The sequence below is a fragment of the Pseudomonas nitroreducens genome (genome assembly GCF_010994165.1).
In the GTDB taxonomy this organism is placed as follows: Bacteria; Pseudomonadota; Gammaproteobacteria; order Pseudomonadales; family Pseudomonadaceae; genus Pseudomonas; species Pseudomonas nitroreducens.
On sequence record NZ_WMBX01000002.1, the window covers coordinates 315,954 to 330,614 of the forward strand.

General features: G+C 65.9%; 12 protein-coding genes. 7 read left to right on the forward strand and 5 right to left on the reverse strand.

What is annotated here, in order from left to right; genetic code table 11:
• Positions 1 to 396 precede the first annotated feature (396 nt).
• The 5 genes from ccsA (at position 397) to peaD (ending at position 7,373) form a co-directional block, all read left to right on the forward strand.
• The gene (gene ccsA / locus GJV37_RS09415) at positions 397 to 2,580 is read left to right on the forward strand and encodes a cytochrome c biogenesis protein CcsA (protein WP_169887945.1); all 2,184 of its coding nucleotides are present in this window, start codon (positions 397 to 399) and stop codon (positions 2,578 to 2,580) included.
• A 197-nt stretch (positions 2,581 to 2,777) separates the two neighbouring features.
• Entirely contained in the window at positions 2,778 to 4,349 is a 1,572-nt protein-coding gene (peaA, locus tag GJV37_RS09420; RefSeq protein WP_193452371.1) for a quinohemoprotein amine dehydrogenase subunit alpha, read from the forward strand.
• Between the two features lie 75 nt (positions 4,350 to 4,424).
• Positions 4,425 to 5,855, forward strand: coding sequence for a quinohemoprotein amine dehydrogenase maturation protein (peaB, locus tag GJV37_RS09425; RefSeq protein WP_193452372.1), 1,431 nt, complete (start codon positions 4,425 to 4,427; stop codon positions 5,853 to 5,855).
• Position 5,856: 1 nt separating this feature from the next.
• Complete coding sequence (qhpC, locus tag GJV37_RS09430) at positions 5,857 to 6,180, forward strand: quinohemoprotein amine dehydrogenase subunit gamma (RefSeq protein WP_015477047.1); 324 nt, start codon at positions 5,857 to 5,859, stop codon at positions 6,178 to 6,180.
• Positions 6,181 to 6,239: 59 nt separating this feature from the next.
• Positions 6,240 to 7,373 (forward strand): quinohemoprotein amine dehydrogenase subunit beta, encoded by a 1,134-nt coding sequence (gene peaD, locus GJV37_RS09435; protein ID WP_024765570.1) that lies wholly within the window; start codon positions 6,240 to 6,242, stop codon positions 7,371 to 7,373.
• Between the two features lie 76 nt (positions 7,374 to 7,449).
• On the opposite strand, the gene GJV37_RS29800 is transcribed toward peaD, so the two are convergent.
• Complete coding sequence (locus GJV37_RS29800) at positions 7,450 to 7,728, reverse strand: PSPA7_2676 family Cys-rich small protein (RefSeq protein ID WP_420852374.1); 279 nt, start codon at positions 7,726 to 7,728, stop codon at positions 7,450 to 7,452.
• A 197-nt stretch (positions 7,729 to 7,925) separates the two neighbouring features.
• On the opposite strand from GJV37_RS29800, the gene GJV37_RS09440 reads away from it, so the two are divergent.
• The gene (locus tag GJV37_RS09440; protein ID WP_193452373.1) at positions 7,926 to 8,738 is read left to right on the forward strand and encodes an SDR family NAD(P)-dependent oxidoreductase; all 813 of its coding nucleotides are present in this window, start codon (positions 7,926 to 7,928) and stop codon (positions 8,736 to 8,738) included.
• Positions 8,739 to 8,898: 160 nt separating this feature from the next.
• On the opposite strand, the gene GJV37_RS09445 is transcribed toward GJV37_RS09440, so the two are convergent.
• From GJV37_RS09445 to pbpG, 4 genes are all read right to left on the reverse strand, one after another.
• Positions 8,899 to 9,465 (reverse strand): TetR/AcrR family transcriptional regulator, encoded by a 567-nt coding sequence (locus tag GJV37_RS09445; RefSeq protein WP_065084108.1) that lies wholly within the window; start codon positions 9,463 to 9,465, stop codon positions 8,899 to 8,901.
• A 204-nt stretch (positions 9,466 to 9,669) separates the two neighbouring features.
• Complete coding sequence (locus GJV37_RS09450) at positions 9,670 to 10,803, reverse strand: thiolase family protein (RefSeq protein WP_193452374.1); 1,134 nt, start codon at positions 10,801 to 10,803, stop codon at positions 9,670 to 9,672.
• Between the two features lie 21 nt (positions 10,804 to 10,824).
• Positions 10,825 to 11,364, reverse strand: a complete 540-nt coding sequence (locus GJV37_RS09455) for a PaaI family thioesterase (RefSeq protein ID WP_414602907.1) — start codon at positions 11,362 to 11,364, stop codon at positions 10,825 to 10,827.
• A 161-nt stretch (positions 11,365 to 11,525) separates the two neighbouring features.
• Complete coding sequence (gene pbpG / locus GJV37_RS09460) at positions 11,526 to 12,455, reverse strand: D-alanyl-D-alanine endopeptidase (protein WP_169887798.1); 930 nt, start codon at positions 12,453 to 12,455, stop codon at positions 11,526 to 11,528.
• A 504-nt stretch (positions 12,456 to 12,959) separates the two neighbouring features.
• Here pbpG and GJV37_RS09465 point away from each other — a divergent pair.
• Positions 12,960 to 14,639 carry an AMP-binding protein gene (locus GJV37_RS09465; RefSeq protein WP_024765566.1) on the forward strand — a complete coding sequence of 560 codons (1,680 nt, stop codon included), beginning with the start codon at positions 12,960 to 12,962 and terminating at the stop codon, positions 14,637 to 14,639.
• The last annotated feature ends 22 nt before the right edge of the window (positions 14,640 to 14,661 follow it).

Consider the following 14,661-nt stretch of genomic DNA (forward strand, 5'->3'; position numbering starts at 1 on the left):
GCGAAGCTTGAATACAGGCAGCCCTGCGGCACGTCGCAAGGTCAATGAGAAGCATAATCGGCCTGCCGCGGATATCCACTGGCCATCACCGGAAAAGCCCCGGCTGGCGCGGATTGGCACCTGTTCTGGACAAGCGGTGGGAAGTGACGCGTCTGGCTGGCGCCTTTCTCGGGAGCGGTATTCGATGATGGCTTTCTGCTGTTAGACCATCGTCTATAACGGGTGGAGCTGTCTCAGGCTGCTACAGCTGTCGCGATCTGCCACGCCGCATTGCCCATCGCGTGAGCGCAGCCTGCTGTTTCACAAGGATTTTCCCCCCTGGCACGCAACGTGAAGAGCGCTGGGTTTCGCCAAGCGCCGCGTCGGCGCTGCACAAGGAGGCCTGGCTTGAAGAGGATGCATCTGTCGTTGCCGTGGATGGCGGGGCCGCCGGCCGCCGCGCTGACCTGCCTTTTGCTGTGGTTGCTGCCCGGCGTGGGCAACGCTTTGCTCTGGGGGCTGGCGGGTCTGATTGCCCTGGGCGCCATCCGCCATGAATGGCGAGGGCCGGCTTGGCCGATTGCCGTCGGTGCGCTCTGCGGCGCCTGCCTGGCGCTGGCGTTGCACCTGGTGGCCGACCACTTTCAGCTGCGTTATGCGTGGCTCTACAGCAGCGCGGGGCTGCCGGCCTACCTGAAGTTTTCCAATCTCTGGGGTGGCGACGAAGGCACGGTGCTGCTGCTGGCGACCTTCTGCATGGCGATCGCCCTGAAAAGCGCCGCGCTGCCCGGTTGGGCGGGGCGCGGCATGGCGCTGATCGCTGCCTGGTATGCCGCCACCGCCGCCTGGCTCGGGCCGTTCAGTGCGACACCGGGGGATTGGCTGGCGGCGCAGCCGAGCCAGGGCATGAACGCGCACCTGCAGACGTTCTGGATGTCGTTGCACGCGCCGCTGATTCTCTGCGCCTATGCCTGGGTGCTGGCGCCCGCCGGGGCCGCGCTCGAAGCGCTGGGGCGAGGCGGGCACGCCTATGCCTGGGTGATGCCGCGCTATAGCCGTCGCGCCTGGCTGATCCTCAGCGCCGGCATTGGCGTCGGCATGGCCTGGGCCATGGAAGATTTCACCTACGGCCAGCTGTGGCACTGGGACCCGGTGCAGACCTCGGCCTTCATCATCTGGGCGCTGCTTGGCGCGGTGTTGCACGGCGCCCGTCGCTGGCGCGCTGACGGCGCCTACGCACGTCTGCTACCGGTGCTCAGCCTGCTGGCGGCGGCCATGGCCTGCGGCGCCATGGCGGTGACCCGCAGCACGGTGCTGGCCAGCTCGCACCGCTACATCGGCACCACGTCCTGGCTCAGCCACCTGGCATTGGCGGCGATCCTGCTGGCCCTGGCGGCGTTCCACCTGCTGGCCGGATGGCGATCCCGCAAGCGGGCAGGGCGGCGGCGCGGAGCCTCGGACTGGACGCTCGACGTGGCCATCTACCTGTTCGCCGGCACCGGCCTGCTGGCCCTGGGCGCGCTGCTCCAGGCGCACCTCTACGAATGGCTGGGGATGGAGCGGCCGAGCGAGCTGAAACCCTTCTTCGAAACCCTGACCGCCTGGGCCACCACCGCCGAGATGGACAGCCTGCGTCGCGCCTTCGACCAGTGGGACGTCAACGGCTACAGCCTGGCGCACTGGGTCGTGCCGCTGCTGGCGGCCCTCGGCCTGATGGGCGGCTACAGCTTCCTGCACCGTTGCGGGCGACCGCGGCCGGCACTGCTGGCAACCGCCCTGATGGCCGCCCTGATGCTCTGGACCGGCTGGCGCGGCGGTTGGCTGAGCGGCGGCTACAACGGTGACGGCATGCTCTCGCAGAACATCGTGCGGGTACTGCCGTGGCTGGACGCGGCGCTGCTGGGGGGCGCCTTCCTGATGGGCAGTTGCCTGCTGTGGGGCGTGCAGAGCCTGTGGCGCAGCCGACGTCTGGGCAACCTGCGCTACAGCGGCGGGCTGGCGCTGGTGCACGGCGGCGCGGTGATTGCGCTGGTGGGCGGGCTGGCCGCCACGGCGCTGAACAGCTACCAGCAGATCAGCATCCCGCCGGGCACGTCCTTTGAGCAGTGGCACGCGGTGATCGGCGGCATGCAGATGCGCGTCTCGCCGGATTCCAGCCGCCCGGATTTCTCCGGTTACCACGCGGTGGCCAAGGTCGAGTTGCGCGACGGCGAGCGCACATTGGCTGGCCACGCGCTGTTCCAGGACAGCCGCGGCAACCCGCCGGCCTACCAGGGCCCGGTCCGCCAACTCTGCGAAATCCTCGACTACCACTACGCGCGCTTCGCCTCGGACCGCGGCTACGTGCTGCATCCCTTCATCGTTCGCGGCTGGAGGGGCGATCTGCAGATATGGGTGCCAGCCTCGGCGCGTCTGCTCAACCAGCCCGGCGACGACATTGAGAGCGTGGTGGTGGTGCGCCGCTTTCCGTTCCTCTCGCTGGTCTGGATCGGCCTGCTCACCATGCTGTTCGGCGCCCTGATGCTGCCGGCGGGCGGCACTTTGCGCAGGCAGGACCATACTGCTTCGCAGGGTGTCTCACAGGCCCTGTCTCAGAGTTAGACAGCAATCGCGAAATGTGACGTCGCAACCCCGCTGCCACCCGCCGGGCGTGCCGGCAAGTACCGCCGGAAGCCTGAGTAGGCGGGGTTTGCAAAGGAGTGGCACACAACCTGCTAAACCGCTTTCAAGAGCTCGCTCTTAGCCCATCGGTGGGCGCCAATAACCAACAAGAATACCGAGGAGGCCTGACCTTGAAGATGACACGACTTCGGCACTATCTGGGTGCCGGAACCCTGGCCGCACTGGCCCTTGCGCTGCACCAGACGGCCCAGGCCGCACCCGAGGGTCAGGCGATCATCAACGCCAAGTGCCAGGCGTGCCACACGCCCGAAGGCAACAACTCCCTCAGCCGTATCAGTCATCAGCGGAAGACCCCCGAGGGCTGGCTGATGAGTATCGGCCGCATGCAGGTGATGTACGGCCTGAAGATCACCGACGAGGAGCGTCGTGCGGTGGTCAAGTTCCTCGCCGACAAGCAGGGCCTGGCGCCCAGCGAGACCGAAGGCGTGCGCTACGCCCTCGAGCGCCGGTTGAACACCGTCGAGACATTCGATACCAACTTCGAGCAGATGTGCGCCCGTTGCCACTCGGGCGCGCGCATCGCCCTGCAGCGCCGCCCGGCGGCGGAGTGGGAGAAGCTGGTGAACTTCCACCTCGGCCGCTGGCCGTCGCTGGAATACCAGGCCCTGGCCCGTGACCGTGACTGGTTCTACCTGGCGAAGAAGGAGATGGTCCCGGAGCTGGCCAAACGCTTCCCGCTGGAAGACAAGGCCTGGAGCGACTGGCAGAAGAACCGGCCCAAGGCCGAGACACTGGCCGGCGAGTGGAGCTTCGCCGGGCACATGCCGGGCAAGGGCGATGTCGCCGGCAGCATGAAAGTCGCAAAGGACGGCGACGACGCCTTCAAGGTCAGCGTGACCGGCAAGTATGCCGACGGTTCGCCGTTCGATGGCGAGGGCAGCGCTGTGCTCTACAACGGCTACGAATGGCGCGGCGCGGTGAAGGTCGGTGACGTCACCATGCGCCAGGTGTTCGCCGCCCTGAACGGCCAGATGCAGGGCCGCATGTTCGACAAGGCCCACGACGAGCGCGGCCTGGACTTCGTCGCCGCACAGAACGGCACCAGCCGCGTCCTGGGCGTGCAGCCGGCGTACCTGAAGGCGGGCGCCGAGACCGAAGTCAGCGTCATCGGCAGCGGCCTGAAAGGCAAGCCGTCGTTCGGCCCAGGCGTCGAGGTGGTGTCGGTGGTTTCCGCGACGCCCGAGCGCGTGACCGTCAAGGTCAAGGCCGCCGACTCCGCTGCCGTCGGCGAGCGCGATGTTGCCGTGGGCAGCGCCAAGGGCGGCAGCCTCGCGGTGTACAAGGACATCGCCGAAGTGAAGGTGGTGCCGGAGTTCTCCATCTCCCGCATCGGCGGCAATGGCGGCTCGACGCCCAAGGTCCAGGGCAGCTTCGACGCCGAGGCCTGGGGCAAGGGTGCCGACGGCAAACCGTTCCGCATCGGCGTGTTCCCCGCGCAGTGGTCGGTGGAGCCGTTCGACGACCGCGCCAAGGAAGACCAGGACGTGAAGTTCGCCGGGGTGATGGACGCCGACAGCGGCATCTTCACGCCGGGCGACGCCGGCCCGAACCCGGCGCGCAAGATGATGACCAACAACGCCGGCAACCTGAAGGTGATTGCCGCGGTGGACGACGCTGGCCAGTCGCACAAGGGCGAAGGGCACATGATCGTCACCGTGCAGCGTTGGAACAACCCGCCGATTCCGTGATGCGGGATCGGATGAACTGAACCCCTGAACCCCGTCTTCGGACGGGGATTGGCAAGCAAGTTCCGGGAGGTCGCCATGGGCGCCATCTTGAATCTGGTCGAACGCAACCTGCATGAAGTGCAGGTCGACGCCGACCGCCTGTTGTTCCATATCCCCAGCTCCTCGCTGTTCGCCAGCGACGAGTTGACCGGCGGGATCATCGACGCGCTGCGCGGGCATGCCTGCTCGCCGGACGAGCTGACCCAACGCCTGGCCGGGCGCTTCGGCGCCGAGGAAATCGACGAGACCCTGCGCGAGCTGATCGCGCTGGAGCTGGTCAGCGACGGCTCGCCGCTGACCCCTGAAATCGGTATCAAGAAGGTTGACCGCACCGCACTCAATACCGTGGTGCTGAACGTCAATACCGGTTGTAACCTCAGCTGCACCTACTGCTACAAGGAAGACCTGGACAAGCCCTCCGCCGGCAAGAAGATGGGTGCGGAAACCGCCGAGGCCTCGGTGGAAATGCTGATCCAGGAGTCCCCCGACGAGCAGCGCTACACCGTGGTGTTCTTTGGCGGCGAGCCGCTGTCCAACCGCCCGCTGATCGAGCACATGGTCGCGTACTGCGAGCGCCGTTTCGGCGAACTGGGCAAGACGGTGGACTTCGTCATGACCACCAACGCCACGCTGCTCACCGAGGAAATCGTCGACTGGCTCAACGCCCATCGCTTCGGGCTGTCCATCAGCATCGACGGGCCGAAGACGGTGCACGACCGCAACCGCATCACCGTGGGCGGGCAGGGCACCTATGACGTGGTGCGGCGCAAGGCCGACATGCTGCTGTCGCGCTACACCGCGCGGCCGGTCGGCGCGCGGGTGACGCTGACCACCGGCGTCACCGATGTCGAGACCATCTGGAACCACCTGTTCAACGAGATGGGTTTTGCCGAAGTCGGCTTCGCCCCGGTCACCTCGGGCGACATCAGCAGCTACAACCTCACCGGGGACGAGTTGAAGGCGGTCTTCGCCGGCATGAAGGCCCTCGGCCGGCGCTACCTGGACGAGGCGCTGGAAGGGCGCAACATCGGCTTCTCCAACCTGCACCAGCTGATCACCGATATCCACGAAGGGCAGAAGAAGGCCCTGCCGTGCGGCGCCGGGCTGAAGATGCTGGCGGTGGACCACAAGGGCGAGTTGAACCTGTGCCATCGCTTCACCGGCTCCTCGCTGCCGACCTTCGGCAACGTCCATGAAGGGGTGAAGCAGGCCGAGCTGAACGACTTCCTCTCCCAGCGTCTGGACCGCACCGACACCGGCTGCGCCAGCTGCCACATCCGCAACCTCTGCTCCGGCGGCTGCTACCACGAGAGCTATGCGCGCTACGGCGACCCGGCGCACCCCACCTACCACTACTGCGAACTGATGAGGGACTGGGTCGATTTCGGCATCGAGGTCTACAGCCGGATCATGGCTTCCAACCCCAGCTTCATCGACCGCCACATCACCCCGCGGAAGGCGCACTGACATGAAACATCTGAAAGCGATCAACACCAAAGCACAGAAGCTCGAACAGGCCGCCGCCGAGGATCGCATCGAGGACGTGGTGGCGATGAACTCCGTGGCCGGCTGCGCGGCCACCACCGACCCGGGCTGGGAAGTCGACGTGTTCGGCGGCGTGTCCTCGCTCTGCCAGCCGATGGAAGCGGACCTCTACGGCTGCTCCGACCCCTGCTGGTGGCCGGCCCAGGTGCCGGACATGATGAGCACCTACCCCGACTGGAACAAGGATGCGCAGGCCTCGGCCGAGAACTGGCGCAACCTCGGCACCGTATTCCCGGACGACAAATGACCGGACTGACGAATATCGGCCCAAAGAGCATGGACCAGAAGAACAAGAGGAAAACCTGCATGTCCAGAAAAGCATTCGCCGCCGCGCTCGGCGGCCTCTCGCTGGCCTGCGCGCTGCAAGCCGTCGCCGCCGATGCCGGCGCCGACACCGGCAAAGCGCTGGAAAGTGGCCACGAGTACCTGATCAGCACCAACTACCCGAACAACCTGCACGTCATCGACATGCAGACCGACAAGCTCTACAAGACCTGCGCGATCCCCGGCGCCTATGGCCCGGGCATGACCCAGCTGTCGCCGGATCGCAAGGTCGCCTACATCCTCAGCAACCACTATGCGGACATCTACGGCATCCAGCTCGATGACTGCAAACCGGTGTTCCACGCCACCATCGCGCAGAAGCCGGGCGAGAACGCGCGGGCGATGTTCTCCATGACCGTCAGCCACGACGGCAAGGAGATCTACGCCATCGCCAACCCGACGCTGATCCTCTCCGAACACTACGAAGTGCAGCAGCCGCGCCTGCAGGTCTACTCGGTGGCCGACGGCATGGGCGCCAAGCCGGTGCGCACCTTCCCGGCGCCGCGCCAGCTGACCATCATGCAGAGCGGCGATGACGGCACCCTCTACGTGGCGGGCCCGGACATCTACAAGGTGGACGTGAAGACCGGCAAGTTCGACGTGATCATCCCCAGCCGCAACTGGAAGCGCCCCAACTACGCGCCGCCAGATGTGCTCTACGTGTGGAACCAGCAGACCTACCCGCGTGACTTCTCGCTGCTCTACACCACGGCGAAGTTCAAGGACGCCAAGCAGGACATGGCCACGGCCGATTTCCTCTACGGCTTCTTCAACATCGACCTGGCCACCGGCAAGACCGAGACCGTCGATTTCGGCCCGGTCACCGAGGTGTACTTCAGCGGTATTCGCTCGGCCAAGGACCGCAATGTCATCTACGGCGTGCTGAACCGCCTGGCCAAGTACGACATCAAGGAGCAGAAGCTGGTCAAGGCGGCGAACCTGGACCACTCCTACTACTGCCTGTCGACCAACAAGGCCGGCAACAAGCTGTACCTGACCGGCACCCTGAACGACGTGGCGATCTACGATGCCGACAGCCTGGAGCGCATCGGCGATCTGAAGCTGCCGGGCGGCGACATGGCGATCACCACCAGCCAGGCCTTCGTGGCGAACTGATTCACCTCCGCTGTACCGGACTGCCCGGAGCACTTGCGTGCTCCGGGCAGTTTCGTTTCCGGCCCGCAATCCCGGCTCAGATTTCCGGAGCGGGCCTCAGGTACCGCTGCGCCCCGCAGCGCGCACAGCGCTGGCACAGCATCGGCACATGGCCGATCTCGGTCAGATTCCCTTCATCCCAAACACAGCCCAGGAAAAAGCAGCGCAATCGCATGTGTCCTCCTCCGGCAACGCCGGTGTTGAGACAGGCAGAAAGGTGCAGGTGTGGCTCCCGGCTTGTTCTTGTGTGGAGACGCCCGAGAGGTTCTCGCGAGCGCTCTAGAATGGGCAATCTAAACCGCCCAATGGCCTTCATGGCCCGTGCGGTGCGGTCTGTCGCCACGCCGGTTACCACTCGTCACCCTCAGGGAATGGACCTTGACAGTTAATATTATGAGCATAATATTCACCTTCAGATGACGGCCATAATCTGAATCGGGTCGGACATTCCAGACGGCCAATCGGCCCTACCCACCTTGCATGCGGGGCAACCGCCTCACTGGAGACAGAACCATGAATGCCAAATCCGAACTGGGCCGCGCACTGATCACCGGTGCTTCCTCCGGCATCGGCGCCACCTACGCCCAGCGCTTCGCCGCCCAGGGCTACGACTTGCTGCTGGTGGCCCGCGACCAGCAACGCCTGGAGGCCCTGGCCGCACGGCTGGGCGAGGAGTACGGCGTTTCCGTGGATGTGCTCAAGGCCGACCTCACCCGTCGCGAGGATCGTGCCCGAGTCGAAGCGCGCCTGGCCGAAGACAGCAGCATCAGCCTGCTGCTGAACAATGCCGGTGTCGCCATCAACGGCACCCTGCTGGAGACCGACCTGGACCGCCTGGAAAGCATGATCGAGCTGAACGTCACCGCCACCGCGCGCCTGGCCGGCGCTGCCGCCAAGGCCTTCGCCGGGCGCGGGCGCGGGCGCGGCACCATCATCAACGTGGCCTCGGTGCTGGCCCTGGCGCCGGAGCTGTTCAACGGCAGCTACAGCGCCACCAAGGCCTTCGTGCTCAACCTGACCCAATCCATGCAGCAGGAACTGGCGCCGCAGGGCCTGCGTATCCAGGCCGTGCTGCCGGGTGCCACCCGCACTGAAATCTGGGATCGCGCCGGCACCGATATCTCCGCACTGCCGGCGGAAATGCTGATGGACGTGAACCACATGGTCGACGCCGCGCTGGCCGGCCTGGCCCAGGGCGAAGTAGTGACCCTGCCGGCGCTGCCGGATGCCGGCGAGTTCGACGCCTTCACCGCTGCGCGCCTGAAATTGGCGCCGAACCTCTCGCGCAGCGTGCCGGCGCAGCGCTACGGAGTTGCAGTGGGCTAACCGAGTAACTGAGTGGCGAAAAGCTTGCCCCGGCCTTGCGCCGGGGCTTTTTTATGCGCGGCTCTTTGTAGGAGCGAGCTTGCTCGCGAACCTGCAAGGCACGCTGCCAAGCGGTTCGCGAGCATGGACTGGGCGTCCCCCTCGGTCCTGCGGGTGTCTCTTATTCCGCCGCGCCGATTTCCCGCTTCAGGTGCCGGCGGGTGCTGTCCAGGATGCGCTCGGCCAGCTCGGTGTCCGCCACGCTGCGCGACAGCACGAGCGCGCCAATCAGGGTGGCGAGCAGGGCGACGCTTTGGTCCTCGGCATGCTCGGTTGGCAGCGCCTGCTCGATGGCTTTGATGCGTGCCTGGACGATGGCGTCCGTGGTGGCGCTGGCATGCCCGCGGGCGCCCAGTTCGGCAGAGATGGTCGGCAACGGGCAGCCCTTGCCCGGCGTGTTGCGATGGCCGGTGGAGAGGTACTGGTCGATGAAGCCGGGCAGTGGGTCGTCCTTGGCGAACTGCTGGTCGACCACCGGGCGCAGTTGCTCGGCGGCCTGCTGCAGGGCGATTTCCACCAGTTCGTCCTTGGACTTGAAGTGCGCGTAAAAGCCGCCGTGGGTCAGGCCCAGCGCCTTCATCAACGTCTGCAGGCCGGTGGCGTCGACGCCTTCGCTGCGGAAGCGCTGCGCCGCCTCGTTGATGATGCGTTCGCGGGTCTGGGCCTTGTGGTCTTCGGAGTAACGCATGACCGGGTGTCTCCTGCGGTGCATGGAATGCTGGGTGACATTCTAACGCAGGGTGGGCGAGGGGAGGTGATTCAGGGCAGAGGTGTGGATGGAGTTGCAGGAGCGAGCTTGCTCGCGAACGAACCCCCGCAGCGGGTCCAGGTTCGCGAGCAAGGACCAGGCGTCCCCCTCGCTCCCACAAACGTCAAAAGCGCTCGGTAACCGTCAGCGAACAGCTTCCAGCAACGTCGCCACACCTTGCCCGCCACCAATGCACTGGGTGGCAATGGCATAACGCCCGCCGGTTTCCTTCAGCAGCGCCGCCGCCTTGCCGGTGATGCGCGCACCGGTTGCGCCCAGCGGGTGACCGATGGCCAGGGCACCGCCGTGCAGGTTGACGCGGTCGATATCCAGCTCAAGCCCGCGCAGGCAGGCCAGTGCCTGGCTGGAGAAGGCTTCGTTGATTTCCACCAGGTCGATGTCGGCCATGCGCAGACCCGCGCGGTCGAGCAGCTTGCGGGTGGCATAGAGCGGGCCCATGCCCATGATTTCCGGCGGGCAGCCAACCACGGCGACGGCTTTCACCCGCGCCAGGATGTTCAGCCCATGGGCACGGGCGAAGTCTTCGCTGCACACCAGCACGGCCGCTGCGCCATCGGTGAGGGGGGAGGCAGTACCCGCGGTGACGCTGCCGCCGAACGCCGGTTTGAGCTGCGCCAGCGCCTCCAGGTTGGTGCCGGGGCGGATGCAGCCGTCCTCGTTGACCACGCCGTTGGGTGTGTCGATGGGCACGATCTCCGCGGCCAGCAGCCCTTGCTCGCGGGCACGGGCCGCCTTGGCGTGGGAGTCCACCGCCATGGCTTCCTGGTCCGCGCGCGAGATGCCGAAGCGCTCGGCGACGATTTCCGCTGTCTGTCCCATCGGCATGTAGGCCTGCGGGAATTCGGCCAGCAGGTGCGGGTTGGGTGACAGGTTGAAGCCACCCATGGGCACGCGGGTCATGGATTCCACGCCGGCGCAGATGAACGCATCGCCGGCGCCGAGCTGGATCTGCCCTGCGGCGAAGTGGATGGACGTCATGGACGAGCCGCAGAAACGGTTCACCGTGGCGCCGGCCACCGTTTCCGGCAGCCCGGCGAGGAAGCTGGTGATGCGCGCGATATTCATGCCCTGTTCGCCCTCGGGATAGGCGCAGCCCATGATCAGGTCCTCGATCAGGCTGGCATCCAGGCCGCTGCGTTGTACCAGTGCCTTGACGGTCTGCGCGGCGAGGTCGTCCGGGCGTACGTCGATCAGCGCGCCCTTTTTGGCGAAGTGGAACGGGGAGCGGGCATAACCCGCGATCACTACGGAAGTCATGGTCGGTCTCCTGAACAGCTGTCAGCGCCCGAGGATCAGGCAGGTGGTGGAACCGGTGGCGTAGAGCTTGCCGTCCACGTCGTAGAGACGGCCTTCGGCCAGGGCGGTGGAGCGGCCGACATGCACGATCGTGCCCTCGGCGCGGATCGGTCCGGTGTCGCGGGTCAGTGCGCGGATGTAGCTGATGCGCAGGTCGGTGGTGGTGTAGCCCAGGCCCGGTTCGAGCATGGTGTGCACCGCGCAGCCCATGGCCGAGTCCAGCAGCGTGGCCGCGTAGCCGCCGTGCACGGTGCCCAGCGGGTTGTAGTGGCGCATGTCCGGGGTGCCCTGGAAGATGAAGCGGCCCTGGCTCCATTCCAGCGGGACGAAGCCGATCAGCGCGTTGATCGGCGGGGCGGGCAGCTCGCCTGCTCCGATGCCGTCGAAGAACTCCTGGGGCGTCTTGCTGCGCAGTTCCTGCACGGCAATCACGCCAGGCTCGGCCAGGCGCTGGCGCATTTGCGCGGCCGCCGCTTCCCAGGCGGCAATCTTCTGTTCACGGGTCGGTGTCAGTTCGGTCATCGCGGGCTCCAGCACTTCGATTAAATATTACGGTCATCATACTAGCATTGAATGATGATTGGCATATAAGTGACGGAAGCGCCATCCAGCAGGGCTGAAACGACAGGGAAAGGGGGAAGGAGAGGGCGCTGGCGGAGCGGACTCCGCCAGCGCGGAGGGCTTTACTCGGCGGTGGCGGTCATGCTGGCCGCGCGGGCCTGGCTGCGCTGAGCCTTGTATTGCAGGGCGACGGCGGGCACCGGCGAAGCGACACCGGTTTCGACCCAGCGGCGGATGCGACCGGCATCGGCCACGTGGGTGCGTTTGCCAAAGGCATCGAGCAGGGCCAGGGCGACCGGGCGGCCGTTCATCATGGTAACCATCACCAGGCAGTGGCCGGCGTCGTTGGTGAAGCCGGTCTTGGTCAGGCGGATGTCCCACTTGCCGTTGCGCACCAGCGGGTTGGTGTTGAAGAAGCTCAGCGAATAGCTGGGCTTGCTGAAGCGCGCATCGCTGGTCGCCGTGGTGCTCAACTGGCGGATCTGCGGGTAGGTGTAGGCAGCCTTGGCCAGGCGGATCAGGTCATTGGCGTCGGAAACGTTGTGGATCGACAGGCCGGTGGGCTCGACATAATGAGTGCTGGTCATGCCGAGGGATTTCGCCTTGGCGTTCATGGCTGCGACGAAGGCCCTGGAGCCGCCCGGGTAGTTGTGGGCGAGGCTGGCGGCGGCGCGGTTTTCCGAGGACATCAGCGCCAACAGCAGCATGTTCTGGCGGCTGATCATGCTGCCCAGGTGGACGCGGGAGAACACGCCCTTCATCTCGGCGGTCTCGGAGATGTCCACGGGGATCAGCTCGTTCATCGGCAGCTTGGCGTCCAAGGTAACCATCGCGGTCATCAGCTTGGTCACCGAGGCGATAGGCACTACCAGGTTGGGGTTGCTGGAGTAGAGGGTCTTACCGTTCTCCAGGTCGACCACCAGCGCGCTGCCGGAGGCGAGGACAAGTTCTTTGGCGGAGGCCGCCTTGGGGGTGGCAGCAAAGGAGTTCGATGTACAGACAACAGCGGCGCAGGCAAACAGCAGGCTCAGTATCGAACGACGAGTAGTCATGGATGTGATTCGCAAGCGTTGAGTGGGAATTTGTCTACATCCATGTAGGCATTTTCGTCGAATTCTACTGCAAGGCCTGCGCTAGCGCACCTGGCGCTGGGCGTCTCAGTTTGCGACAGCCTGAGACGTGCCGACGTCCTCCAGGCAAGGCCACGACTGGTACTGGCGGCCGTAGCTCAGCTACCAGCTCGAGCTGTTGCGAAATGCAACCGCAGCGGTTGGGAGGCGAACTTCCGAAACTCTTCTCAAGGCCTCGCCACCTCTGGCTTTCAGGCCGAATGGCACGCTTTGTGAGTAGCTATCCTGAATGATGCGGAGGCGCCCGCCAACATCGTTCTGCCGATGGTCGGGGTTGCGTTTACCTTTACGTTAACGTAAACATTCTCCGTCGCCCGCGACCGGTCAGTCAGTCCGGCGGGGTAGGTTGGCTCTCGGTGCTTTGGCACCGCTGCCAGAGCCGATCGTTCAGCGTTGATCCCAGAACAAGCACAACAAGGGAAAGCCATGAACCACCTGAGTTACACCCGCGGCCCCCAGGACAAACCCCTGCTGGCCATGACCGTCGGCGCGGCCTTCGACGCCACGGTAGAGCGTTTCGCGGCCCGCGAGGCTCTGGTCGTGCGTCACCAGAACCTGCGCTACACCTGGGCCGAGCTGGCCGAGGTGGTCAATGGCATCGCCCGCGCTTTCCTCGCCCTCGGCCTGCGCCCCGGCGACCGACTGGGCATCTGGGCGCCCAACTGCGCGCAATGGTGTGTCACCCAGTTCGCCAGCGCCAAGGTCGGCGCAGTGCTGGTCAACATCAACCCGGCCTACCGGGTGAGCGAACTCGAATACGCGCTCAAGCAGTCCGGCTGCCGCTGGCTGGTGTGCGCCGATGCGTTCAAGACGTCCGATTACCACGGCATGCTTGCCGACCTGCTGCCCGAACTGGGGCAGGGGCGACCGGGCGAGCTGTCCAGCGACCGCCTGCCGGAGCTGCGCGGGGTGATCAGCCTGTCCGATACGGCGCCGTCCGGCTTCCTGCGCTGGAGCCAGCTGGAGCCGCTGGGCCGCGGCACGTCCGCCACCGAGCTGGCCGAGCGCCAGGCGCTGCTGCAGTTCGACGAGCCGATCAACATCCAGTACACCTCTGGCACCACCGGTTTCCCCAAGGGCGCCACGCTCAGCCACTACAACATCCTCAACAACGGCCTGATGGTCGGCGACAGCCTCGGCCTCACCGAGCACGACCGCCTGGTGATCCCGGTGCCGCTGTACCACTGCTTCGGCATGGTGATGGGCAACCTCGGCTGCCTGACCCACGGCTCCACCATGATCTACCCCGCGCCCAGCTTCGAGCCCGAGGCAACCCTGGCGGCGGTGGCAGAAGAGAAGGCCACCGCGCTGTACGGCGTGCCCACCATGTTCATTGCCGAACTGGATCACCCGACCCGCCACGACTTCGACCTCTCCAGCCTGCGCACCGGCATCATGGCCGGCGCCACCTGCCCGATCGAAGTGATGCGCCGCGTGATCGACGAGATGCACATGGCCGAGGTACAGATTGCCTACGGCATGACCGAGACCAGCCCGGTGTCCCTGCAGACCGGCCCGGAAGACGACCTGGAAACCCGCGTCACCACCGTCGGTCGCACCCAGCCGCACCTGGAAAGCAAGATCATCGACGCCGACGGCCGCGTCGTCCCGCGCGGCACCATCGGCGAACTCTGCACCCGTGGCTACAGCGTGATGCTCGGCTACTGGAACAACCCGCAGGCGACTTCCGAGGCCATCAGCCCGGCGCGCTGGATGCTCACCGGCGACCTCGCCGAGATGGACGAGGCGGGCAACGTGCGCATTGTCGGGCGCAGCAAGGACATGATCATCCGCGGCGGCGAGAACATCTATCCGCGCGAGATCGAGGAGTTCCTCTATACCCACCACGCCGTGGCCGACGCGCAGGTGATCGGCATTCCCGACGAGAAGTACGGCGAGGAGCTGGTGGCCTGGGTCAAGTTCCACCCCGGCCACAGCGTCGCCGAGGACGAGCTGCGCGCCTTCTGCAAGAACGCCATCGCCCACTTCAAGGTGCCGCGCCACTTCCGCTTCTGCGACGAGTTCCCGATGACGGTGACCGGCAAGATCCAGAAGTTCCGCATGCGCGAAATCAGCATCGACGAGGTGCGCGCCAAGCGTGGCTGAGCGTTCGACACCTTCCTGCGCC